We start from the raw sequence: 23,840 nt of genomic DNA, 5'->3' as shown, positions 1-23,840 counted from the left end.
GAGTCGCTCCGTGACCCGGAGCATCGCTCTCGCCGCTGCCCTCTTCGCGCTCGCCGCCGCGCCGGCGGCGGGCGCGGCCCCGAAGCCCGACCTCCGCGTCTCCTCGATCGCGCCGGCCGTGACGACGATCATCGCGGGCCAGGCGCTCTCGGTCGCCACTCGGACCGTCAACGCCGGCCGCGGGCGGGCGGCGCCGTCGCGCACTGCGCTGTTCCTCTCCGGCGACGCGAAGCGCGACGCCCGCGACCGGCGCCTCGTGTCGCGGCGGCTCGGCACGCTGCGCGCCGGGCGGTCGGTTCGCGCAGTGGTCCTCGTCCGGATCCCGCCCGCGACGGCCGCGGGCACGTACCGCCTGATCGCCTGCGCGGACGTCCTGCGCCGGGTGCGCGAGCGGTCGGAGGCCAACAACTGCCGCGTCGCCTCGCGCGCGCTGACCGTCACGGTCCCCGCGCCCGCCGGCGGCACGACGACGCCGCAGCCCGGGTCGCAGACGACGACGCCGGGGAGCACCACGCCTGCCCCCGGCGAGACGACGACGCCCACCGCGCCCGCTCCGGCCGTGCCGCCGGCCGAGCAGATCGCGTCGGCGCGCGCCGCGGCCGACGGGACGACGTCGCTGCCCGTGGGCGGCGCGGTCGTCACTTACGTCAAGCCCGAGGACGGCGACCCCGCCGGGTTCTTCGTCCAGGCGCTGCAGACGGGCCCCGCGCTCTTCGTCGCGGTCGACCCGGCGGGCGCCGCCGCCGCCGGCGACCGGGTCTCCTTCACGATCACCGAGATGGCGACCGTCGCGTCGCAGCGCCGCGCGACCGCCGTCACCGCCCTGACGAAGACCGAGAGCGGCGTCGCCACCGCGCCGCTCATGCAGCCGCTGTCGACCGCAACCGACGTCGTCACGAACCTCGGCGCCTACGAGAGCGAGCTCGTCGGGGCGCAGGGCACGATCGCCACGGCGTTCGGCGCGGCGGGGCTCGGCCACCTGTCGGCGCGGCTCGACACCACCGGCATCAGCGGCGACGCCAACCTCCAGCTGCGGCTGCCGTCGACGGTCGTCGCGGCGATCGGCCTCCGGCAGGGCTGCGTCATCACGCTGCAGCGCGGCTTCGTCTGGCGGTTCAACGCGGTCGCCCAGCTCAGCGCGGCGTTCGCGGCCGACGTCGTGCCGGCGAGCTGCCCGGCGCCGCGGGTCGTCTCCGCCAACGCGGCGTCGCCGACGACGGTGGTCGTCACCTTCGACCGCCAGATCAGCGCGGCGAGCGTGAACCCGAACGGCTCGCAGTTCACCGTCGACAACGGGCTCGCCGTCACCCACGCGACCGTCTCGGGCACGCAGGTGACGCTGACCACGACGGCGCAGACGGCGTCGGTCGGCTACACGGTGACGGTCGCGCAGTCGGTCCAGGACACCCTCGGCGCCGGGGTCGACCCGGCGAACGACACCGCCTCGTTCAACGGCCACGTCCAGCAGGCCGTCCTGCGGATCAACGAGGTCGCTCCGAACATCAGCTCGTCGAAGGACCTCATCGAGCTCGTCGCGACCGCGGGCGGAACCCTCGACGGGATCACGGTCCGCCAGAAGGGCGGCGCGACCGACGACGTTCTGGCCACGCTGCCGAACGTCGTGGTCGCGAACGGCGACCTCGTCGTCGTCCACCTGAACCCGGCGACGACGACCTGCCCGAACACGGAAGCGCTCGCGAAGAACCAGTACTCCGCGGCGACCAACGCCGACTGCTACGACGGCGCCTGGGACGTCGCCGGGAACGCGATCGGCATCACCTACAACGCGCGCGTCTTGAGCGTCAAGACGCCGGTCGATGGCTTCCAGGACGCCGTTGCCTTCGCGCTGCCCGCCGGCACGCCGGCGGCGGGCTACGCGACCGCGGTGCAGGAGATCCAGGCGGCGGCGCAGTGGCTCCCCGCGAACTGCGGCGGCGCTCTCTGCACGACGTCGAGCACGCCGAGCGTCCTCGACGTCTCGGCCGACTGGACCGCGGCCGGGACGTCGAAGACCGGCGACACCGTGCGCCGGGTGTCGGGCACCGACACGAACGCGAAGGGCGATTGGGCGGTCGGCGCCCAGACGCTCGGCGCGGCGAACTCCTAGCGCGCGGCCGCCTTCCGGTACTTCGCGACCGCGACGGGCGCGAAGAGGGCGATGATCACGAGGCACCACACGACGGCGAGCCAGACGTCGTTGCCCGCCGGCGCGCCGAGCCACAGCGACCGCATCGCGTCGACGACCGTCGAGACGGGGTTCGCGGCGGCGACCTGCTCGAGGCCATCGGGCATCGACGACACCGGCACGAACGCCGACGAGATGAACGTGATCGGGAAGATCAGCGTGAAGCCGATCCCGTTCGCGGCCTCGGGCGAGCTGACGGACAGCCCGATCACCGCGAACACCCACGAGAACGCGAACCCGAAGAGCAGCAGGAGGCCGATCCCCGCGAGGACCTCGAGGACGCTCGCGTCGAACCCGAAGCCGATGATCAGCCCGGTCGCCAGCAGGACGACGATCGACACGACGTTCGTGACGACGTCGGCGACGGCGCGGCTGGCGAGCACCGAGGCGCGCGCGGTGGGCAGCGACCGGAAGCGATCGATGAGCCCCTTCGTCATGTCCTCGGCCAGGCCGAGCGCGGTGACGAACCCGCCGAACGCGATGTTCTGCGTGATGATCCCCGGGATCAGGAAGTCGATGTAGTCGTCGAACCCCGGCGTCTCGATCGCGCCGCCGAACACGTAGGCGAACAGCAGCACGAACATGATCGGCTGGACCGTGAAGCCGATCAGCAGGTCGGGGGAGCGGGGGAGGCGGACGAGGTTGCGCTCCGCCAGCGTGAGCGTGTCGGGCACCAGTCGGGTCAGGCTGCTCATGCCGCCACCTCCACGGGCTCGTGGTCCTCCACTTCGTCCTCCGTCGTCTCCGCGGCATGGCCGGTCAGCGACAGGAAGACGTCGTCCAGCGTCGGCCGCCGCACCGCGATGTCGTCGACGCGGACGCCCTCGTCGCGCAGCCGCGCCGCCGCATCGAGCAGCGCCCGGCCGCGGTCTTCGACGGCGAGCGAGACGACCGTGCCGTCGACGCGCGGCTCCGCGGCGACCATCCCGCGTAGCGCGGACACCGCGGCGTACGCCGACTCCGGGTGCACGAGCGTCACCTCGAGCCGCTGGCCGCCCACGCGGCCCTTCAGCTCGTCCGCCGTGCCCTCGGCGATCACGCGGCCGTGGTCGATGACCGCGATGCGGTCGGCGAGCCGGTCGGCCTCGTCGAGGTACTGCGTCGTCAGCAGGACGGTGGTGCCGTCGGCGACGAGGTGCTCGATCGTCTCCCAGAGATCGAGCCGGCTGCGCGGGTCCAGGCCGGTCGTCGGCTCGTCGAGGAACAGCACGGGCGGCTGCGCGACGAGCGCGGCCGCGAGGTCGAGCCGCCGCCGCATCCCGCCCGAGTACGTGCGCACGATCCGGTCGCCCGCGTCGTCCAGCGCGAAGCGGCCGAGCAGCTCCTCGGCCCGGCGGCGCGCCGCGCGGCGGCGCTCGCCGTAGAGCCGTCCGACCATCACCAGGTTCTCCAGCCCGGTCAGGTTCTCGTCGACCGCCGCGTACTGGCCGGCCAGGCCGATGCGCGACCGCAGCGCGTCCGCGTCCTCGACGACGTCGAGCCCGGCGACGCGCGCCGTGCCCGCGTCCGCGCGCAGCAGCGTCGTCAGGACGCGCACCGTCGTCGTCTTGCCGGCGCCGTTCGGCCCGAGCACGCCGAGCACACTTCCCGGCGCCGCCTCGAGGCTCACCCCGTCGAGCGCCCGGACCTCGCCGAACGTCTTGACGAGGCCCTCGGCGCGGATCGCCGGTCCCCCTGCATCCCCTCGGATCTCTCGCATGCCCGAGATGCTCCGGCACGTTGCGGTCAGTTTCTGTCCTCAATTGACAACATGCTTCCGGCATGGGTGAAGCGACCACCTCGAGCCGCCTGCTGACGCTCCTTTCCCTGCTGCAGCGGCGGCGCGACTGGCCGGGCCGCGAGCTGGCCGACCGGCTCGACGTCTCGCCGCGCACCATCCGCCGCGACGTCGACCGGCTGCGGGAGCTGGGCTATCCGGTCGAGTCGCTCACCGGTCCGGCGGGCGGCTACCGGCTGGCGGCGGGCGCGGCGATGCCGCCGCTGCTGCTCGACGACGACGAGGCGATCGCGATCGCCGTCGGGTTGCGGACCGCCGCCTCGGCGTCGGTGACGGGCATCGAGGAGACGGCGGTGCGGGCGCTCGTCAAGCTCGAGCAGGTCCTGCCCAAGCACCTGCGCGGCCGCGTGAGCGCGCTGCAGCAGGCGACCACGACGCTCGCTCCCCCTTCGAGCGGGCCGAGCGCCGATCCGCAGTGCCTCACGCTGCTCGCCGCCGCGTCGCGCGACCACGAGCGCGTCCGCTTCGCCTACACCGCCCGCGACCGCACCGCGACGCAGCGCGAGGCGGAGCCGCACTCGCTCGTCAACGCCGGCCGCCGCTGGTACCTCGTCGCGTGGGACTGCGATCGCATCGACTGGCGCACCTTCCGCGTCGACCGGATCAGCGACGCGGCCACGACACGCACCCGGTTCCACCCGCGGACGCTGCCCGCCGACGACGCCGCGTCGTTCGTGCGCCGGTCGCTGTCCGAGGCGACGTATCGCTACGAGGCGGTCGTCACGCTCCACGCGCCGGTCGAGGAGATGCGGCAGCGGCGCTGGCTCGGCGGAGCGGTGGAGCCGCTCGACGACCAGTCGTGCACGTTCCGCGCGAGCGACGACAACCTCGAGTGGCTCGCGATGCGGATCACGATGCTCGGCGTCGACTTCGAGGCTCACGAGCCGGCCGAGCTCGTGGACGCGCTGCGGGCGATGCGCGACCGCATCGCCCGCGCGATCCCCTAGCCGTTGACCGCCGTCGTCGTCGCCCCGGTCACCGGGATGGCGATGAGGCGCGCGTTGAAACCGTTGATCTGGGTCGCCCCGCCGCCGAGGTAGACGTAGCGGCACTGCAGGACCGCGTTGCCGGGGTTCGCGAGGGTCGTGGCGATCGCGTACGAAACCGGCTGACCCGTGTTGGTGGTCACCCACATGGTCTCGGTGTCGGTCACCCCGCCCGCCGTGAGCTGGCAGTCGCCATTGGCGATGTTGATGGTCGAGCCGAACGTCGCCACCGCGCTGATGACGTACGCGCCGGCCGGGAGGTTCGACATCGTCGCGACCGGCGTGTAGCCGGGAGTGCTCACCCCGAAGCTGCCGCGCGTGACGCTGCGTGCCGCCGCGATGCCGGGCGGCCCCTGGATGCCCTGCTCACCCTGCGCTCCCGCCGGTCCCGTCTGGCCCTGCGCGCCGGGTGCGCCGGCGGCGCCTTGCGCGCCGGCCGGTCCCGTCTTGCCGCGCAGCGAGGTCCGCGCGGCGCGGGAGAGCTCCTTCGCACCGAGCGATCCATCGCGCACCTGCGCCGGCCCGACGCTGTTCTTCGGCAGCTTGAGCGCGGCATACGCTCCTCCGCCGAGTGCCAGGAAGACCGCGATCGTCGCCATGACGTTCGCGTAGCTGAGGTGCCTGCGGAGCGTGTCCATGGCACACCCTACGTGCGATGCGCCACGAAATGGAAGGGCCCGGCGCACGCGCCGGGCCCCTTCGCGATGCCTACTTGATGAAGAGCATCTCCGCGTACTTGGGCAGCGGCCACAGGTCGTCGGCGACGAGCTTCTCGAGCTCGTCGGCGACGTCGCGGCACTCGTTCATCGCCGCGACGACCGTGTCTCGCATGTACTCGGCATGCTCGAGGGTCTCGCAGTTCTCCGGATGCTCGAGGTTCGCCTTCTCGAGCGCCTGGATCGACGCGACGAAGCGCTCGACGACCGGCTTGAGCTCGTCCTCGAGGACGTCGAGGTCGGCCTTGTCGAGCTCGCGCAGGTAGCGCACCGCGGCCGGGAGGATCAGCGTGCGCGCGATCGACGCCGCCGTCTCCGCCTCGATGTTCAGCTTCGTCACGTACTGCTCGAGCAGCACCTCGTAGCGCGACTCGAGCTCGCGCTCCGAGAGGACGTTGTAGTTGCTGAACGCCGTGACCGTCTGGTCGTTGACGATCCACGGCAGCGCGTCCGGCGTGGTGCGGAGGTTCATCAGCCCCCGCTGCTCGGCCTCGGCGTGCCATTCGTCCGAGTAGCCGTCGCCGTCGAAGCAGACCTGCTTGTTGGCCTCGTAGGTCCGCGTGACGACCTGCGACACCGCGTCCTCGAGCGAGGCGCCGCCGTTGATCGCGTTCTCGAGGTCCTCCGACAGCGAGTCGATGGCCTCGGCGACGATCGTGTTCAGCACCGTGTTCGGGAACGCGAGCGACATGCTCGACCCGAGCGCGCGGAACTCGAACTTGTTGCCGGTGAACGCGAACGGCGACGTGCGGTTGCGGTCGCCGCCGTGCTTCGGCAGCTGGGGCAGCACCGGCGAGCCCAGCTCGAGGTGCTCCTTGTCGAGCCCCTTGCCCTCGAACGCCTGCTCGAGCTCGTGGCCGAGGAAGATCGAGATGATCGCCGGGGGCGCCTCGTTCGCGCCGAGCCGGTGGTCCTGGCCCGCGTTTGCGACCGACGCGCGCAGGAGCGCCTGGTGCTTGTTCACCGCCGCGATGACGGCGGCGCAGAAGAACAGGAAGCGCAGGTTGGACTTCGGATCGTCGCCGGGCTCGAGCAGGTTCGAGCCGGTGTCGGTCCCCATCGACCAGTTGTTGTGCTTGCCCGAGCCGTTGACGCCGGCGAACGGCTTCTCGTGCAGCAGGCAGACGAGCCCGTAGCGGCGGGCCACGTTCTGCAGGATCTGCATCGTGATCTGCTGGTGGTCCGAGCCGACGTTCGAGTTCTCGAAGATCGGGGCCAGCTCGTACTGGTTCGGCGCGACCTCGTTGTGGCGCGTCTTGACCGGCACGCCGAGCATCTGCAGCTCGCGCTCAGCCTCGAGCATGCACGCGAGCACGCGCTCGGGAATCGACCCGAAGTAGTGGTCGTCGAGCTCGTGGCCCTTGGGCGGCTTGGCGCCGAAGAGCGTGCGGCCCGTGTTGATGAGGTCGGGGCGCTCGTAGAAGTACTGCTCGTCGATGAGGAAGTACTCCTGCTCGGCGCCGACCGTCGTGAACACGCGCTGGGCGCTGAGGTCGCCGAACAGGCGCAGGGCGCGGATCGCCGACTTCGACAGCGCGTCCATCGAGCGCAGGAGCGGGATCTTCTGGTCGAGCGCCTCGCCCGTCCACGACGCGAACGCGGTCGGGATACAGAGCAGCGCGCCGTTCGGGTTCTCGAGGATGAACGCCGGCGAGCTCGGGTCCCACGCGGTGTAGCCGCGCGCCTCGAACGTCGCGCGGATGCCGCCGGTCGGGAACGAGGAGGCGTCCGGCTCGCCCTGGATGAGCTCCTTGCCGCTGAACTCGGCAAGCGCCGTGCCCTCGCCGGTCGGGTTGTAGAAGGAGTCGTGCTTCTCCGCGGTCAGCCCGGTCAGCGGCTGGAACCAGTGCGTGTAGTGCGTCGCGCCCTTCTCCATCGCCCAGTCCTTCATGGCCGCGGCGACGGCATCGGCGAGCGTGGGGTCGAGCGGCTCGCCGTTGTCGAGCGTCTTCTGGAGGCGCTTGTACACGTCCTTCGGCAGTCGCGCGCGCTGCTCGGCGGGCGTGAAGACGTTGGCCCCGAAGATCTGGTTCGCGGGCGAGGTCAGGTCGGAGGTCCCCAGGGCGCCGCCGTTCGCGCTCCACTGCGCGGCGGTGACGTTGGGCGACCGGAGTCGGGTCGGAGGCATGAACGGCAGCCTATGGCCGCGCGTGCGAGGGGACCTTGTACGCGTGGCGAAAGAGCGTCGCGCCGGTTTCGCCCTGATGGCAGGGGACTCGACCGGTTGGAGAAACGGGCCGGTCGATCTTTCGACAGCGGGATGAGGAACCGTGGCGGCGCCAAGCCAAGACTGCTGCCATGCGCTCAACACGTACTCGCAGAGCGGCGCTCCTCGCGCTGCTCGCGCTTCTGATCCTGCCCACCGCGGCGTTCGGCCAGGACGAGCCGACCGTCGAAGACGCCCTGTCCCGGGTCGACACGACCTGGGTCATCGTCGCCGCCCTGCTCGTGATGTTCATGCAGGCCGGCTTCGCGTTCCTCGAGATCGGCTTCTCCCGCGGCAAGAACGTGGGAACGGTCGTCGGGAAGATCCTCACGAACTTCTCGATCGCCACGCTCGCGTGGTGGGCCGTCGGCTTCGCCATCGCGTTCGGTGGTGGAGCGAAGTTCGCCGGCGACTCCGGGTTCTTCTTCCACTTCGACCAGGCCATCAACCCGAGCTTCTTCACGGAGCTCTACGGCACCGAGACGGTGAACGGGCCCTTCGCCTCGTTCTTCTTCTTCCAGTTCGTCTTCTGCGCCGTCTCGCTGGCGATCGTCTGGGGCACGACGCTCGAGCGCATCAAGTTCATCGCGTACCCGATCTACGGCATCGTCTTCTCGGCGATCATCTACCCGCTGATCGCGCACTGGATCTTCGGCGGCGGCCTGCTGTCGACGGTCGGCTCCGGCGTGCAGGACTTCGCCGGCTCGACGGTCGTCCACCTCACCGGTGCGACGGGCGCGCTCGCCGCGCTGCTGCTCCTCGGGCCGCGCAAGGGCAAGTACGACGCGAACGGCAAGCCGCGGGCGATCCCCGGCCACAACATGCCGCTGTTCGGCCTCGGCGTGCTGATCCTGTGGCTCGGCTGGTTCGGGTTCAACCCGGGCTCCACCCTGGGCACCGCCGACGGGCGCTTCGCCGAGGTCGTCATCGTGACGAACCTCGCCGCCGCCGCCGGCGTGCTGGGCGCGCTGCTCACCTCGCGCCTGAAGCAGAAGACGCTGGACGTCGGCATGATCGGCAACGGCGCGATCGCCGCGCTCGTCGCGATCACCGCTCCGTCCGGCTACGTCGAGTTCTGGGCCGCGCCGATCATCGGCTTCATCGCCGGCGTGATCGTGGTCTACGGCGTGTTCTTCTTCGAGCGCATCCGCCTGGACGACCCGGTCGGCGCGCTGTCGGCGCACGGCCTCGCGGGCATCTGGGGCACGATCTCCTGCGGCCTGTTCACGAGCGACCGGCTGGCGGCCTACAACGGGATCGGCAAGGCCGGCCTGTTCGAGGGCGGCGGCCTGGAGCAGCTCGGCGTGCAGATCGTCGGCGTCGGCCTGGCGTTCGCGGTGGTGTTCGTGCTCTCGTACATCACGTTCGCGGCCATCAAGGCGGTCTTCGGCCTGCGGGTCGAGGAGGAGGACGAGCTCGCCGGCCTCGACATCTCCGAGCACGGCATGTACGGCTACCCCGAGCAGTTCATCCCGCAGTCCGAGCTGGAGGGATACGGTGCGGCCCCGGCGGCCCGTCCCGTGATGGCGGGAGCCAGCTACTCCGCCCCGAGCACCAGCCAGGAGGTCCCTGCGACATGAAGCTGATCAGCGCCTACATCCGGCACGAGTCGTTCGAGCCCATCCGGGCCGAGCTCCTCGAGCTCGGCTTCCCCTCGCTGTCGATCAGCGAGGTGAAGGGATCCGGCCGTCAGAAGGGCATCACCGAGCGCTACCGCGGCGCCGAGGTGACGAACTACCTGCGGCCCAAGATCAAGCTCGAGTGCGTCGTGGCCACCCGTGACGTGCAGACGATCGTCGACTGCATCCTCAAGCACGCCCGCACGGGCGCAGTGGGGGACGGCAAGGTGTTCGTCATGCCCGTGGAGGAGGCCTACCGCGTCCGGACCGGCGAGTCCGGCGAGGAGGTCCTCCAGGCCCACCCGGACGCCGCGACGGCCGCGGCGACCGGCTAGCTCCGTTGTTCGGCGGGGCGATGCCGGAAGGTGAGGGGACTCACCGCCATGAAGTCGCCCCGCTCGGCCTCGTCGAGCGCCTGCGCGGCGTCCACCTCGAGATGGTGGACGCCGTGCTCGGCGGGGAGGGCCTCGGGCGGGTGGCCGAGCTGGCGGCGGCGGCCGTCGACGGCCCGGTGGCCATCGTCGTCCCGCGGCACGACGTCGCGGTGGCGGCGCCGGCTGGTGGACCTGCGGCCTCCGCGCTGCCGGCGCTGCGCCGGTACGTGGGGGAGCGGGCGCGCGGGCGGCCGACGCCCGTGCCCGACCTCGTGCTGGCCGAGGCTCCGATCGAGCAGGGCGACGAGATGCTGGGCGTCGTCGCCCTCATCGGGTCCGGCGCTGCTTCACCGGAGGCGCGGGAGTTCCTGCACCTCGCGGCCGTCGCCGCGCTCACCGACGTCGCGGTCGAGATGGCCCGCGAGCAGGTCGAGCAGGAGGTCCGCGGCTCGTTCCTCGAGGACCTGCGCACGCGGCCGGACATCGAGCCGCGCGACATCGTCCGGCGCGCCGCACGGCTCGGCTGCGATCTGTCGCGAGGCGCGGTGATCCTCTGCGCCGAGCTGACGACCGACCGGCCGCGCCACGTCGTGGCGACGATCGCCGGCGAGGTGCCCGGCGCGCTCGCCCAGCACATGGACGGCCGCGTGTACGCGCTGCTGCCGGGTGCGGGCGGCGACGACGCGCCGGAGGAGACGCTGGCGCTGGCGCGCCGGCTGGCGGGCAAGCTGCAGCGCCACGGCGTCGTCGGCGTGTCGTCGTTCTACGCCGACCCGGCAGAGCTCCCGCGGGCGATCCAGGAGGCCGAGCTGGTGCTCGACGTCCTGCGCCAGTCCGACGGCGACGGCGGGATCGGGTCCGAGGACATCGGCACCGGCACGTACCGGCTGCTCTTCCGCGTGCTCGCGTCGCACCCGGAGGAGGTCCGGTCGTTCTACGAGGACACGGTCGCGCCGATCGTCCGCTACGACGACCAGTACCGGACGGACCTCGTCGGGACGCTCGAGGCGTACCTGGAGCAGAACTGCAACATGAACGCGACCGCGGCGGCGATCTACGCGCACCGCCACACCGTCGCGTACCGGCTCGATCGCGTGAAGGAGCTGACCGGGCTGGACCCCATGCAGTCCGAGGACCGCGAGCGGCTCGGCCTCGGGCTGAAGGCCTACCGGATCATCGCGCCCCGCCTGCCGCGCTGAGAGGGGCGGTCAGACGGGGCCGAGGCCCAGGAAGATCAGGACGAGCCAGAGGAAGAGGACGAGCAGCGCCCCGCCGACGGCGATGCGCGCGGGCGTCAGCGAGGCGGGGATCCGCTCCTCGAGCGACGCCCACCACGGCCGCGTCGCGATCTCGGTCGAGGGCTCGTCCTCGGGTTCGTCGTCCGAGGCGCCCCAGATCAGCCGGGCCTCGCGGTCGTCCGGCGTCTCGACGACCTCGGTGGCGACGGTCTCGGCCGCCGCGACCGTCTCCGCACCCTCCGTCTCCGGCCGCGCAGTGACCGTGCGGGTCTCGCGCGCGGTCTCGAGGGCGCCGCGGAGGTCGTAGGCCTGCGCCTCGGCGGCCTCGGCGCGGGCCAGCGCATCGGCGAGCTCGTTCTCCACCTCGTGCGCGCGCTCCTGGAGCGCGGCGAGCTCCGCCTCGGCGGCCTCCGCGCGCGTGCGCGTCTCGATGACCTCCGCCTCGGCGGCCTCCGCGCGCGTGCGCGTCTCGATGACCTCGGTCGTCGCGACGTCGGCGCGCTCGGCCACGTCGGTCAGCTGCGTGCGGACGTCGAAGAGCTCGGACTCGAGGATCTCGATGCGTGTGTGCGCGTCGTCGCGCTCGGCGATCGCGTTCGTCAGCGCTCCGTCGAGCTCGCGGAGCTCGGCCTCGGCGGTCTCCGCGCGCTCGGCCATCGCGGCGAGGCGGTGGCGCAGCTCGTTCGCCGTGCGGGCCATCCGGACGTAGCGGTCGCCGTCGCCCTCGGCCACCACGTCGGGCGTGGGGAGGGCGATGAGCGGGCCGCGGTCGGGGACGAGCGCGAACGTCGTGCCCTCGTCCTCGAGGACGTCGAGCGGGACGGCGAACGTCGCGGACCACGGGTCGAAGCGAACGCAGACGGCGGGCAGCTCGCGGCGCACGACCGACTCGACGAGCAGGTGCGGCCGGGCGGCCGGGCGGCCGGTGAAGCGGCCGTCGAGCTCGAGCACCGCGACCCCGCCGGCGACGGGAGCGGCCTCGAAGCGGAGGACCTCGAAGGGGGCGACGGTGGTCGTCATCGGATCTGCTCCATGTTCCAGTTCATCATGGCCGGCCGGATGCCGGCGGGTCGTCGGGCGGGTCCACCGGCGCGAACGCCTCGGTCGGCCGGTCCTCGGTGACCGGCCGCGCCGGCGCGGCCGGCGGGGCGGTGTCGGAGCGCCGGTCCACGGACGCGACGCGCGAGCGGGTCTCCCGCTCGCCGACGTTGACGGTCACCGACACGCGGGAGGTGCGCAGCAGGCCGCCGAGGAGGATCGCGAGCGCCGCGGCGAGGGCGAGCCACACGCCGGCGCCGCGATCGGTGTCGAGCACGGCGGGCGGCGGCTCGGCGATCTGCACGACGACGATCACGAGCGCGAGCGCGCCGAGCGGCGCCACGAACCGCGGGCCGAACCCGTCGCCCGTGCCGAGCAGCGCGGCGATCACCGCGAGGGCCAGCAGCGCCAGCACCAGGTCCAGGACCTCGAACGCCTCCCATGCGTTCAGGTCGCCGAACCAGGTGAAGAACGTCGCCACGAGCAGCAGGACCGCACCGAGTCCGGCCAGCACATCCCCTGCGTCAAGTCTCCGTGGCACGTCGCAGTCAGGTTCGACCCCGGTAGAGCGGGGCCTTCAGCTGCAACGCGGCTGGCGTCAGCGGCGGATGACCTCGCCCGTGTCCGGGTATACCCGGGCCTGGGCGGGCTCGCGCGAGATCGAGACGTCGAACTTCCCCTGGGGGCGGCCGCCGCCCGTCAGCTCGGCCTTCGCCTTGCCGTCGAGGCCGGCGGCGACGCGGTAGGTGATGTCGTAGGAGCCGGCCTTCACGGGCGTGACCTTCCACTCGAAGGTCTTAGTCTGGCCGGGCTCGATCCGCCCGAGCGCCCAAGTGTTCGTGTAGGCGGTCGTGCCGCCGCGCGGCTGGTCGTCGACGACCCAGACGGGGCGGTTCGCGTCGGCGAGGTTCGCCTGCTCGGACCGCGCGGAGAACGAGTCGACGGTGATGGCGACGTTCGGCAGCGCGCGGTCGTCGGCGTTGCGCACGCGGATGCGCATCGTCTCGGGCTTCGCGACGTGCTGCGACTTCGGGAACGCGGCCTCGACGACGTCGACCTTCCACGTGCCGCTCGGCTCGTCGGCGTCCTGGCGCTCGCCACCGCCGCCGCATCCCGCGGCGATCAACACGACGCTTCCCAGTACCAGGCTCCGGCCCCTCATCGCGGCGCGAAGGTACCAAGAGAACGGGCATCGCGCGCAGGTTCCCCCTCGGCCGCCGCGGGTGACGGTTCCCATTTGTCACCCAGACGGACGTTTGCGTACGCTGCCGGAGTGTGCGGGCCATCACGGTCCGCCGCTGTCCGCGAGGGAGAAGGGGAGAGGGTTGGTCCGAAGCGTCGCCGATCGCGGGTTCCTTCCGATGAAGAACCTGCTCGAAGAGGTCGGGGACATGATGATCCTCACGGGGAAGACGATCATGTCTGCCCTGCGTCCGCCGTACCCCTACGGCGGCGAGTTCATCGGCCAGTTCCTCTTCGCGCTCAAGCTGTGCTGGTTCCCCCTGCTCGTGAGCACGGTGGCCTTCGGCTACGGCGCCCCAGGGCTGCAGGCCGCGAACTTCCTCGTGCTGTTCGGCGCCCTGGATCGCCTCGGCGGCTTCTTCGTGCTCGCGTCGATCCGCGAGTTCGCGCCGTTCGTGACGGCGATCATCGTCGCCGGCGTCGCCGGCACGGCGATCACCGCCGACCTCGGCGCGCGCAAGATCCGCGAGGAGCTCGACGCGCTGCAGGTGCTCGGAGTCGACCCGGTCAAGAACCTCGTGGTCCCGCGCTTCCTCGCGCTCATGCTCATCACGGGCCTGTTCGACATCTACGCGCTGCTGTTCGGCATCTTCGGCGGCGTCATCGCGACGCTCGTCAACGGCGCGCCACTTGGCCCGTTCTGGGCGACCTTCTTCACGAACGCCTCGACGACGGACCTCTGGGGGTCGGTCCTCAAGTGCACGGGCTTCGGCGCCATCGTCGCCATCGTCTGCTGCTACAAGGGCATGACCGCGTCCGGCGGCGCCGAGGGCGTGGGCCGCGCCGTCAACCAGGCGGTCGTCATCGCCTTCCTCGGCGTCTTCGCGTTCAACTACGTCTTCACCCAGACGCTGCTGGCGACGCACCCCGAGATCCAGGTGATCCGGTGAGCTGGCTCGCGGTCCCGCGCGACTGGCTCGCGTCGTTCGGCGAGATCGCGAAGTTCTGCGGGCGGATCGTCGGGCTCGTCCTCACGCTGCGCGTCCTGAAGTTCTTCGGCGAGGCGCTGCGTCAGGCGGGCGTGCTGATCCTCTCCTCGACGCTCGTCATCTGGGGCCTGATCTTCATCATCGGCCTGCAGTGCGGCATCGAAGGCGCGTACTTCAACCGCGCCGTCGGCTCGCCCGCCTACGCCGGCGTCTTCGCCGCGTGGTGCGACCTGCGCGAGCTCGTGCCGTACGCGTTCGGCTACATGATGTCCGCGAAGATCGGCACCGGCATCGTCGCCGAGCTCGGCTCGATGCGGATCTCGGACGAGATCGACGCGCTCGAGGTCATGGGCATCGACTCGATCCTCTTCCTCTGCGCGACCCGTCTGCTCGCCGCCTGGCTGGTGCTGCCGTTCATGTACATCGCGGGCGTCGGCGCCGGCTTCTTCGCCAGCTACCTGGCGGTGGTCGAGCAGATAGGCGAGGTCTCCTCCGGCGGGTTCTTCCTGATCTTCTGGATGTTCCAGAACCCACCAGACCTCCTGTACTCCGTGATCAAGGGCATGGCGATGGCCACGGTCATCGTGCTGGTCGGGTGCTACTACGGCTACAACGCCTCGGGAGGCCCCGTAGGGGTGGGAACCGCCACCGCGAAGTCCATGGTGTTGAACATCGTGCTCGTGCACCTCATCGGGATGCTCGGCACGCAGCTCTTCTGGGGCGCCAACCCGCGCGCACCCATCGGAGGTTGACGAGAGACATGCCGCGTATTCCATCCGAGCGCCGGGGCGGCGGCGACGACCTGCCGCACGACGAGCAGGCGAGCCGCCCCTACGACCCGAACAGCGCGGAGGGCCAGGAGGCGTCCCGCGCCGAGGCGGATCGCCAGGCCGACGACCGCCCCTCCTTCACGCGCGAGCCCACCGGCTCGGTCAGCGCGTCGGAGCAGGAGACCGGCCGCGTGTCGGTCGTCGACGAGCGCGACGGCCGCGCCGACGACGACGAGTACCGCTGGCACACCGGCAAGCAGCGCCCGACCGGCGCGCCGGACGCCGTCGAGTTCATCGACGTGCACAAGGCGTTCGGCCGCAACCGCATCCTGCGCGGCCTGAACATGGGCCTGCCCGAGGGCAAGATCTCGATGATCCTCGGCCCGTCCGGCACCGGCAAGTCCGTGTGCATCAAGCACATGGTCGGCCTGCTGTACCCCGACGACGGCGACGTCCTGGTCCACGGCGAGTCCGTGCCGAACATGCAGGACGACGAGCTGTTCGAGATGCGCAAGAAGTTCGGCGTCCTCTTCCAGGACGGCGCGCTCTTCGGCTCGATGAACGTCTTCGACAACACCGCGTTCCCGCTGCGCCAGCACACGGACAAGGGCGAGGACGAGATCACGGAGATCGTCACGCGGCGCCTGACCGAGGTCGGCCTGGGCGACGCGGGCGACAAGATGCCGAACGAGCTCTCGGGCGGCATGCGCAAGCGCGCCGGCTTCGCGCGCGCGCTCGTGCTCGACCCGAGCATCGTCCTCTTCGACGAGCCCGACTCGGGCCTCGATCCCGTCCGCACCGCGCTCCTGGGCGAGCTCATCCAGGAGATCCACGCGGAGATGATGGAGGACTTCGGCAGCCGCGGTGAGGAGCACCCGCCCGCCTTCACCCTCATCACCCACGACATCATGACCGCCCGCCGCGTGGCCGAGCACATCTCCGTGCTGTGGAAGGGCCGCATCGTCGAGTCCGGCCCGGCGGAGGAGCTCTTCGAGTCCGACAACCCGTTCGTCCGCCAGTTCCTGAGTGGCGAGTCGCAGGGGCCCCTCGGCATGGAATAGCCGCTGCCCTAACAGCAAGTCAACATCCGGCGGGCAGCATCGGCCCGCCCGAAGAACCATCTTCCGGAAGCATCCCCCTGTCCCACCTTCCCGACCACCCGAACAACTGCCATAGGTGCCCTGCGTGAACGCCGGACGCGTGATCGCACTCGCCGCCCTTGCGCTCGCCGCCGTGCTCGTCGCGGTGGTGCTGCTCGGTGGCGACAAGGGGACGACGTACCGCTTGGAGTTCCAGAACGCGGGCCAGCTCGTGAAGGACGACGACGTCCAGGTGGGCGGGCGGCGCATCGGCTCGATCCGCAAGATCGAGCTCACCAACGACAACCGGGCCCGGATCGAGATCGCGGTCTCGAAGGAGTTCTCGCCCCTGCGCGAGGGCACGCGCGCGGTCATCCGCGCGACCTCGCTGTCGGGCATCGCGAACCGCTACATCCAGCTGACGCCGGGCCCGAACAACGCGAAGGCGCTCGACGACGGCGCCCTGCTCGACACGTCCAAGACGCAGGACATCGTCGACCTCGACCAGCTCTTCAACACGCTCGACCCGAAGGCGCGCGCCGACCTGCAGAAGGTCATCCAGGGCTCGGCGCAGCAGTACGAGGGCAAGGGCAAGCAGGCCAACGAGGCGGCGAAGTACTTCAACCCGGCGATCTCCACGACGCGCGAGCTCGTCAACGAGCTGACCTACGACTCGAAGACGCTGCAGCAGTTCATCATCGACGCCGCGAAGACGATGACCGCGATCGCCGCCAAGCGCGACACCGTCACCGACCTCGTCTCGAACGCGAACAACGCCGCGCAGGGCATCGCCGACGAGAACGCCGCGTTCTCCCAGACGCTGCAGCAGCTGCCGAACACGCTGCGCCGCGCCAACTCGACGTTCGTGAACCTGCGCGGCACGCTGGACGACCTCGACGTGCTCGTCGCCGAGTCCAAGCCGGCCACGAAGGACCTCGCCCGCTTCCTGCGCGAGCTGCGCCCGCTGGTCAAGGACGCGCGCCCGACGATCAGCGACCTCCGCGCGGCGATCAAGTCGCCCGGCCCGAACAACGACCTGATCGACCTCAACAACAAGGCGCCGCGCCTCGCGCAGGTCGCCTCGCCGTCGCTGCAGAACACGGTCAAGGCGGTCAAGCGGTCGATCCCGGTGCTCGACTTCATCCGGCCCTACACGCCGGACCTCGTCGGCTGGTTCCGCGACTTCGGCAGCTCGGCGGCGCCGTACGACGCCAACGGCCACATCGCGCGCATCCAGCCGATCTTCAACTCGTTCTCGTTCGCCGACAACGCGGCCGGCGGCCTGCTGACGCCGCAGGACCCGGACGACCGGCTCGCCGGCCTGCAGACGGGCATGTTCCGCCGCTGCCCGGGCGCCGCGGTGCAGCCGGCGCCGGACGGCTCGAACCCGTTCACCGACGACGGCACCCTCGACTGCGACGCGCGGCAGGTGATCCCGGGGCCGTGAAGCGCCTGATCGCCATCGGAGCGGTGCTGATCGCCGCCGGCGTGGTGCTCGTCCTCGGGACGGGCGCCGACGGCGACGACGGCGACTACCGCCTGCGCATCATCTTCGACAACGCGTTCTCGCTCATCGAGGGCGAGGACGTCCGCGTCGCGGGCGTGAACGTCGGCAAGATCGACGCGCTCGACGTGACGAAGGACAACAAGGCCGCCGTCACGGTGAAGATCACGCGTCCCGAGTTCGCGGACTTCCGCCGGGACGCGAAGTGCACGATCCGCCCGCAGTCGCTCATCGGCGAGAAGTACGTCGAGTGCTCGCTGACCGAGCCGCGGACGAACGGCGCGCAGCCGCCGCCCGCGCTCGGCGTCATCCCGGACGGCGAGGACGGCGAGGGGGCGCACCTTCTGCCCGTCGACCGCACCTCCAAGCCGGTCGACACCGACCTGATCAACAACATCAACCGCCTGCCCCAGCGCCAGCGGCTGTCGATCATCCTCAACGAGCTCGGCGCCGCCGTCGGCGGCCGCGCGGAGGACCTCAACGAGACGATCCGCCGCGCGAACCCGGCGCTCGGCGCGGTCAACCAGGTCCTCAAGATCCTCGGCGAGCAGAACCAGGTGCTGCGCCAGCTCGCGCGCAACTCGGACACCGTGCTCGCCCCGCTGGCGCGCGACCGCCGCCGCCTGACGAGCTTCATCGAGAACGCCGACGACGTGAACCGCGCGACCGCCGAGCGGCGCGCGCAGTTCGAGCGCAACCTGGAGCTGCTGCCGCAGTTCCTCGCCGAGCTCAAGCCGACGATGCAGCGCCTCGGCAGCTTCTCCGACGAGTTCCGCCCGGTGCTGAGCGACCTCGACGCCGCCGCGCCCTCCATCAACCGCCTCTTCAAGGAGCAGGGCCCGTTCGCGCAGGCGAGCATCCCGGCGCTGAAGTCGCTGGGCGAGACCGCGGACGTCGGCCGGCCGGCGCTGCTGGCGAGCAAGCCGATCATCGACGACCTGCGGCGGCTGACCGACGAGGCGGCGCCGCTCGCCAAGGACCTCGGCGACCTCACGCAGAGCCTGCGCGAGACCGGCGGCCTGGAGCGCCTGCTCGACTACATCTTCTACCAAGTGGGTGCCATCAACGGCTACGACCAGTTCGGCCACTACCTGCGCGCCGGCCTGATCGTCAACACCTGCTCGCAGTACTCGACCGACCAGCAGCCGGGCTGCGGCGCGCGCTTCACGCGCGGCGAGTCCGCGGCGGCCCGCGCGGCGAGCGTCGACCGCTCGAACATCCTCAGCGCGTTCGGCGTCGACAAGCTCCGTGAGAGCCAGTCGGCGTCCAAGCAGGCCTCCGATGCGCAGCGCCGCCAGACCGACGCGGCGAAGCAGCGCGGGGCCGCCACCGACGCGAAGGCGCTCAAGCTGCCGGCGCTCCTGCCCGGCCAGGACACGCAGGCCGCGGCGCCCACGACCGAGGCCGCGCCCGCGCAGTCCTCCGGCTCGGGCACGCAGAGCACGACCGACGCCACGCAGGAAGGGCTGCTCGACTACCTGCTCGGAGGGGACTCGTGAGGCGGCGCGGCGCGGCGTCCATCGCGGCGAACCCCGTGCTCATCGGCGCGGCGACGACGCTCGTCGTCATCGTCGCCGTGTTCCTCGCGTACAACGCGAACAACGGGCTGCCGTTCGTGCCCACGTACGAGCTGAAGGCCGACGTCCCGAACGCCGCGAACCTCGTGCGCGGCAACGAGGTGCGCATCGGCGGCACGCGCGTCGGCGTCATCAACGAGATCACGCCCAAGCGCCTGCGCGACGGCCGCACGATCGCCGAGCTGTCGCTGAAGCTCGAGACCGCGGTGCAGCCGCTGCCGAACGACTCGTCGGTCATCGTCCGGCCGCGGTCGGCGCTCGGCCTGAAGTACCTCGAGATCACGAAGGGCACGTCGCGCGAGGGCTTCGAGACGGGGTCGACGATCCCGCTGCGCAACGCCACGCCGGCGCCCGTCGAGATCGACGAGTTCTTCTCCACCTTCGACGAGCCCACGCGCGCGGGCATGCGCGCGAACACGAACGAGTTCGGCGGCGCGCTGGCCGGCCGCGGCCAGTCGCTCAACGCCGCCCTCGGGGTGCTGCCGAGCGTGCTCAAGAACCTCGAGCCGGTCATGAAGAACCTCGCCGACCCGCGCGCCGATCTGCGCGGGTTCTTCCGCGGGCTCGGCCAGGCGGCGGCGGAGACCGCGCCGGTCGCCGAGGAGCAGGCGTCGCTCTTCCGCGGGCTCGACACGACGTTCCGCGCGCTGTCCGACGTCCGCGGCGACATCCAGGAGTCGATCGAGACCGGGCCGGCGGCGCTCGAGGCGGCGATCGAGGGCTTCCCGACCCAGCGCGCGTTCCTCGCGAACAACGAGGAGCTCTTCCGGCTCCTGCGCCCGGGCATCCGCCAGCTGCGCCTCGCCGCGCCGGACCTCGCCGACGCGTTCGTGGTCGGCCAGAAGGTCCTGCCGCGCACGATCCAGCTCAACGAGGAGCTCAAGCCGACGTTCCGCGCGCTGCAGGACTTCGCCGAGGACCCGATGACGACGCTCGGCATCAACGGCCTGCGGACGGCCACGAAGATCCTGCGCCCGACGGTCGCGGACCTCGCGCCGACGCAGACCGTCTGCAACTACGCGTCGATCTGGTTCCGCAACGTCGCCTCGCTGCTGTCCGAGGGCGACAACAACGGCACGTGGCAGCGGTTCATCATCATCTCCGCGCCGCTCGGCGTGAACAACGAGGGCGGCCCGTCGAGCGCGCCGGCCAACGGCAAGACCGGCAACGGCGACGGCGGCTCGACCGAGGCGAACTTCCTGCATACGAACGCGCTCCCGAACACCCCCGGCGGCGACCGCATCACCGAGTGCGAGGCCGGCAACGAGCCGTGGCTCAAGGGCCGCACCGTCATCGGCAACGTGCCGGGCAACCAGGGCACGACGACCGAGAAGACGAAGATCATCCGCGACAGCGAGGGCAGCCTCCCGTCGCAGGACAAGCCCGCTGACCAGGTGGGAGGCGGCTGATGCGCAACCCGTTCCGGCGCGGTGGCGGCGACGACGAGGCGCGGATCCCGCGCAAGGACCGCCGCGGCGCGAGCCCGGTCACCGTCGCGATCGTGACGCTCGTCGTCGCGGGCGTCCTCATCTTCCTCGGCTTCACGAAGGACATCCCCTTCACCAAGGGCTTCCGGATGAAGGCGGTCTTCGAGACGTCGAACTCGATCCGCGCGAACTCGCCCGTCCGCATCGCGGGCGTCGAGGTCGGGCGCGTGAAGAAGATCACGCGCTACAAGGACACGAACATGTCCATGGTGGAGATGGAGATCCAGGACAAGGGCCTCCCGATCCACAAGGACGCGACGCTCAAGATCCGCCCGCGCATCTTCCTCGAGGGCAACTTCTTCGTCGACCTCTCGCCCGGCTCGCCGCAGGCGCCGACGATCGACGACGGCGACACCATCCGCGTCACGCAGACGAGCGCGCCGGTCCAGCTGGACGAGGTGCTCTCGGCGCTGCAGAACAACACGCGCGAGGACCTCAAGACGCTGCTCGCCGAGTACGGCACGGCGCTCGTCGGCGACCCGAAGGACTCCGACGCCCTCATGGCCGACGAGGACGACTCGACGAAGGGCGAGACGGGCGCGAAGTCCCTCAACGACACGGCGGACGACGCGGGTCCGGCGCTGAAGGGCGCGTCGATCGTCAACCAGGCCTTCCTCGGCACGGAGAAGCACGACCTGTCGAAGACGCTCGCCGGCCTGCAGAAGGTCAGCGCCGCGCTCGGCCGCAACGAGTCGCTGCTGCAGGACTTCCTCGAGAACTTCAACACGACGCTCGCGATCTTCGGCGACGAGAAGAGCAACGTCAGCGCCTCGATCCGCCAGTTGCCCGGCGTCCTGTCGACCGCCGACCGCACGCTCGCCGACCTCAACAGCTCGTTCCCGTCGGTGCGCGCCTTCGCGCGCGAGATCCTGCCGGGCGTCCGCGAGACGGCGCCGACGATCAACGCGGCGTTCCCGTGGATCGCGCAGGCGCGCGCGCTCATGCGGCCGTCCGAGCTGCAGGGCCTCGCGAAGGAGCTCAAGCCGACCGCGCACGACCTCGCCGTCGCCACCGACGCGGCCGTCACGTTCTTCCCGCTGCAGAACCTCTTCGCGCGGTGCCTGAACGAGGTCATCCTCCCGACCGGCGACATCAAGATCGTCGAGCCGGCGAGCCGCAAGGTGTTCGAGACCGGCGTCGAGAACTACAAGGAGTTCTGGTACACGATGGTCGGGCTCGCCGGCGAGTCGCAGAACTTCGACGGCAACGGCCAGTACGTCCGCTTCCAGCCGGGCGGCGGCACGCAGACGCTGTCGACCGGCACGTCGAACTCGAGCAACACGCAGCTGTTCGGCAACCCGGCCGCCACGCCGATCGGCGTGCGCCCGGTGTGGCAGGGCAAGCGCCCCGCCTACCGCCCGGACGTCGACTGCTACAAGAACGAGATCCCGGACATCAACTCCGCGCGCACCGGCCCGCCCAACTGGGGCCAGGGCCCGTCGGCGGGCAGCGCCGGTGACGGCACGCCCAGCGGCAGCCCGAGCACGCCGGTCGGCCCGACGCCCGCGCTGCCGCAGCTCACCGACCTGCCGTCGCTCGTGCCGGTGACCGGCGTGACCGCCGGCGCCCGCGCCCGCGCGGCGTCGAAGAGCGGCACGACCGCCCGCGCGGCGTCGAGCTCCTCGGTGACGTCCGAGCTGCTGAGCCGGCTCAACCCGTTCCGCGGCAAGGGGTCGAACGGATGAAGACCGCGATCCGCAAGCACCTCGGCGACTTCGCGGCGCTGATCGTCCTCGGGATCATCGCGGCCGGCGTCGCGGGCTACATCCTCTCCAACCAGCGCTTCTACCTGCCGCCGAGCGTGCCGCTGCTCGGCACCGACTTCTTCACGCTGAAGGGCGAGTTCTCGACGGCCAAGGCGGTCACGCCGGGCCAGGGCCAGACCGTGACGATCGCCGGCGTCAACGTCGGCGAGATCCAGAAGGTCGAGCTGAACGACGGCCGCGCGATCGTGACGATGAAGATCCGGCGCAAGTACGCGTCGCGGATCAAGAGCGACGCGACGCTGCTGCTGCGCCCGAAGACCGGTCTCGAGGACATGGTCATCGAGATGTCGCCGGGCAGCCCGAACCTGAAGTCGGTCGCCGAGGGCACGACGATCCCGGTCCAGAACACGCTGCCGGACGTCAAGTTCGACCAGATCCTGTCGGCGCTCGACCGCGACACGCGCGACTACCTGAAGCTGCTCGTCAACGGCGCCGGCGGCGGCCTGCGCGGCGCGGGCAACGACCTCGCGGCGACGTTCAAGCGCTTCGAGCCCGGCGCGCGCGAGCTGCGCCGCGTCTCGACCGCGCTGCAGGATCGCCGCCAGAACATCTCGCGATCGATCCACAACCTCCGGCTGCTCGTCGAGGCGATCGGCGAGAAGGACGACCAGCTCGCGCAGTTCGTGGACTCATCGAACGCGGTCTTCAAGTCGTTCGCGGCCCAGGACCGCAACCTCCGCTCGGCGCTCCAGCAGCTGCCGTCGACGCTGCAGGCGACGCAGACCGGCCTGTCGAAGGCCGACCAGCTCGCCCGCGTGCTCGGCCCGACGCTCGAGGACCTCCGCCCGACGGCCCGCGCGCTCGGCCCGACGCTGCGCCAGACGCGGCCGTTCCTGCGCGAGACGACGCCGGTCATCCGCGACCAGCTGCGCCCGTTCGCGCGCGACGTCCAGCCGGTGGTCAAGGCGCTGCGCCCGGCGGCCCGCGGCCTGTCGAAGCTGACGCCCGACCTCGTCCGCACGTTCGACGTCGTCAACTACTTCTTCAACGAGCTGGCCTACAACCCGCCCGGCGCGAGCGACGAGGGCTTCCTCTTCTGGGCGTCGTGGGCCAACCACCTCGGCGCGCTGCTGTTCGGCACGCAGGACGCGCACGGGCCGATCCGCCACGGCGTCGTCGTGCTCTCCTGCTCGACCGCCCGCGTGCTCGACTCGATCATCGCCGCCGACCCGCGGCTGGGTCTCATCACCCAGCTGTCCGGCGTGCCGACGAGCTCGACGGCGTGCCCGACCTCGACGCAGGCCGGCGGCTCGGGGACGAACGTGCCGGGGTCGAACCCGAGCGGCGCGTCCGGGCTGCCGTCGCTACCGGTGGGGGGCAAGTAGTGCAGAAGCAGGCACCCACCCT

Annotated in this window: 20 protein-coding genes; 13 read left to right on the top strand and 7 right to left on the bottom strand. The window is 71.3% G+C overall.

Translation table 11 applies throughout. The features are described from left to right. The first annotated feature begins 10 nt into the window (after positions 1-10). The gene (locus AC1UE4_RS11830) at positions 11-2,107 is read left to right on the top strand and encodes an Ig-like domain-containing domain (RefSeq protein ID WP_482917428.1); all 2,097 of its coding nucleotides are present in this window, start codon (positions 11-13) and stop codon (positions 2,105-2,107) included. Here AC1UE4_RS11830 and AC1UE4_RS11825 read toward each other — a convergent pair. Both AC1UE4_RS11825 and AC1UE4_RS11820 read right to left on the bottom strand, forming a co-directional pair. Next, positions 2,104-2,880: an ABC transporter permease gene (locus tag AC1UE4_RS11825; RefSeq protein WP_482917427.1), complete on the bottom strand. Its 777-nt coding sequence runs from the start codon at positions 2,878-2,880 to the stop codon at positions 2,104-2,106. The genes AC1UE4_RS11830 and AC1UE4_RS11825 overlap by 4 nt on opposite strands. Beyond that, on the bottom strand, positions 2,877-3,884 hold the full coding sequence (locus AC1UE4_RS11820) for an ATP-binding cassette domain-containing protein (RefSeq protein WP_482917426.1): 1,008 nt from the start codon (positions 3,882-3,884) through the stop codon (positions 2,877-2,879). The genes AC1UE4_RS11825 and AC1UE4_RS11820 overlap by 4 nt, the downstream gene beginning before the upstream one ends. Before the next feature lie 62 nt (positions 3,885-3,946). Here AC1UE4_RS11820 and AC1UE4_RS11815 point away from each other — a divergent pair, with 62 nt between their 5' ends. Continuing rightward, positions 3,947-4,909, top strand: coding sequence for a helix-turn-helix transcriptional regulator (locus AC1UE4_RS11815; protein ID WP_482917425.1), 963 nt, complete (start codon positions 3,947-3,949; stop codon positions 4,907-4,909). Here AC1UE4_RS11815 and AC1UE4_RS11810 read toward each other — a convergent pair. Continuing rightward, complete coding sequence (locus tag AC1UE4_RS11810; protein WP_482917424.1) at positions 4,906-5,586, bottom strand: hypothetical protein; 681 nt, start codon at positions 5,584-5,586, stop codon at positions 4,906-4,908. The genes AC1UE4_RS11815 and AC1UE4_RS11810 overlap by 4 nt on opposite strands. A 70-nt stretch (positions 5,587-5,656) precedes the next feature. Beyond that, positions 5,657-7,792, bottom strand: a complete 2,136-nt coding sequence (locus AC1UE4_RS11805; RefSeq protein WP_482917423.1) for a glutamine synthetase III family protein — start codon at positions 7,790-7,792, stop codon at positions 5,657-5,659. Between the two features lie 170 nt (positions 7,793-7,962). Between AC1UE4_RS11805 and AC1UE4_RS11800 the strand changes: the two genes are divergently transcribed. From AC1UE4_RS11800 to AC1UE4_RS11790, 3 genes are read left to right on the top strand one after another with little or no spacing between them, the layout of a single operon-like run. Further along, entirely contained in the window at positions 7,963-9,450 is a 1,488-nt protein-coding gene (locus AC1UE4_RS11800; RefSeq protein WP_482917422.1) for an ammonium transporter, read from the top strand. Beyond that, complete coding sequence (locus AC1UE4_RS11795; protein WP_482917421.1) at positions 9,447-9,824, top strand: P-II family nitrogen regulator; 378 nt, start codon at positions 9,447-9,449, stop codon at positions 9,822-9,824. The genes AC1UE4_RS11800 and AC1UE4_RS11795 overlap by 4 nt, the downstream gene beginning before the upstream one ends. A 20-nt stretch (positions 9,825-9,844) precedes the next feature. Further along, positions 9,845-11,062 carry a PucR family transcriptional regulator gene (locus AC1UE4_RS11790; RefSeq protein ID WP_482917420.1) on the top strand — a complete coding sequence of 406 codons (1,218 nt, stop codon included), beginning with the start codon at positions 9,845-9,847 and terminating at the stop codon, positions 11,060-11,062. 9 nt (positions 11,063-11,071) lie between these two features. On the opposite strand, the gene AC1UE4_RS11785 is transcribed toward AC1UE4_RS11790, so the two are convergent. The 3 genes from AC1UE4_RS11785 to AC1UE4_RS11775 form a co-directional block, all read right to left on the bottom strand. Next, positions 11,072-12,121, bottom strand: coding sequence for a hypothetical protein (locus tag AC1UE4_RS11785; protein WP_482917419.1), 1,050 nt, complete (start codon positions 12,119-12,121; stop codon positions 11,072-11,074). 25 nt (positions 12,122-12,146) lie between these two features. After that, complete coding sequence (locus AC1UE4_RS11780; RefSeq protein ID WP_482917418.1) at positions 12,147-12,653, bottom strand: hypothetical protein; 507 nt, start codon at positions 12,651-12,653, stop codon at positions 12,147-12,149. An 84-nt stretch (positions 12,654-12,737) separates the two neighbouring features. Then, positions 12,738-13,268: a COG1361 family protein gene (locus AC1UE4_RS11775; RefSeq protein ID WP_482917417.1), complete on the bottom strand. Its 531-nt coding sequence runs from the start codon at positions 13,266-13,268 to the stop codon at positions 12,738-12,740. Between the two features lie 232 nt (positions 13,269-13,500). Between AC1UE4_RS11775 and AC1UE4_RS11770 the strand changes: the two genes are divergently transcribed. The 8 genes from AC1UE4_RS11770 to AC1UE4_RS11735 all read left to right on the top strand — a co-directional run bounded on the left by AC1UE4_RS11770 (position 13,501) and on the right by AC1UE4_RS11735 (position 23,818). Continuing rightward, positions 13,501-14,271: an MlaE family ABC transporter permease gene (locus AC1UE4_RS11770; RefSeq protein ID WP_482917416.1), complete on the top strand. Its 771-nt coding sequence runs from the start codon at positions 13,501-13,503 to the stop codon at positions 14,269-14,271. After that, a complete protein-coding gene (locus tag AC1UE4_RS11765; RefSeq protein WP_482917415.1) occupies positions 14,268-15,062 on the top strand; it encodes an ABC transporter permease in 795 nt (264 codons plus the stop codon). Before AC1UE4_RS11770 ends, AC1UE4_RS11765 begins: the two co-directional genes overlap by 4 nt. 8 nt (positions 15,063-15,070) lie before the next feature. Further along, positions 15,071-16,141 carry an ABC transporter ATP-binding protein gene (locus AC1UE4_RS11760; RefSeq protein WP_482917414.1) on the top strand — a complete coding sequence of 357 codons (1,071 nt, stop codon included), beginning with the start codon at positions 15,071-15,073 and terminating at the stop codon, positions 16,139-16,141. 124 nt (positions 16,142-16,265) lie between these two features. Beyond that, entirely contained in the window at positions 16,266-17,606 is a 1,341-nt protein-coding gene (locus AC1UE4_RS11755) for an MlaD family protein (protein ID WP_482917413.1), read from the top strand. Continuing rightward, positions 17,603-19,162: an MlaD family protein gene (locus AC1UE4_RS11750; protein WP_482917412.1), complete on the top strand. Its 1,560-nt coding sequence runs from the start codon at positions 17,603-17,605 to the stop codon at positions 19,160-19,162. The genes AC1UE4_RS11755 and AC1UE4_RS11750 overlap by 4 nt, the downstream gene beginning before the upstream one ends. Further along, positions 19,159-20,649 (top strand): MlaD family protein, encoded by a 1,491-nt coding sequence (locus tag AC1UE4_RS11745; RefSeq protein ID WP_482917411.1) that lies wholly within the window; start codon positions 19,159-19,161, stop codon positions 20,647-20,649. The genes AC1UE4_RS11750 and AC1UE4_RS11745 overlap by 4 nt, the downstream gene beginning before the upstream one ends. Further along, a complete protein-coding gene (locus tag AC1UE4_RS11740) occupies positions 20,649-22,412 on the top strand; it encodes an MlaD family protein (RefSeq protein ID WP_482917410.1) in 1,764 nt (587 codons plus the stop codon). The genes AC1UE4_RS11745 and AC1UE4_RS11740 overlap by 1 nt, the downstream gene beginning before the upstream one ends. After that, positions 22,409-23,818, top strand: coding sequence for an MlaD family protein (locus tag AC1UE4_RS11735; protein WP_482917409.1), 1,410 nt, complete (start codon positions 22,409-22,411; stop codon positions 23,816-23,818). Before AC1UE4_RS11740 ends, AC1UE4_RS11735 begins: the two co-directional genes overlap by 4 nt. Positions 23,819-23,840: the final 22 nt, after the last annotated feature.

The sequence above is a fragment of the Parviterribacter kavangonensis genome, from assembly GCF_056863335.1.
Note: the sequence above shows the minus strand (reverse complement) of the source record. Positions and strands in the feature narration are given on the sequence as shown.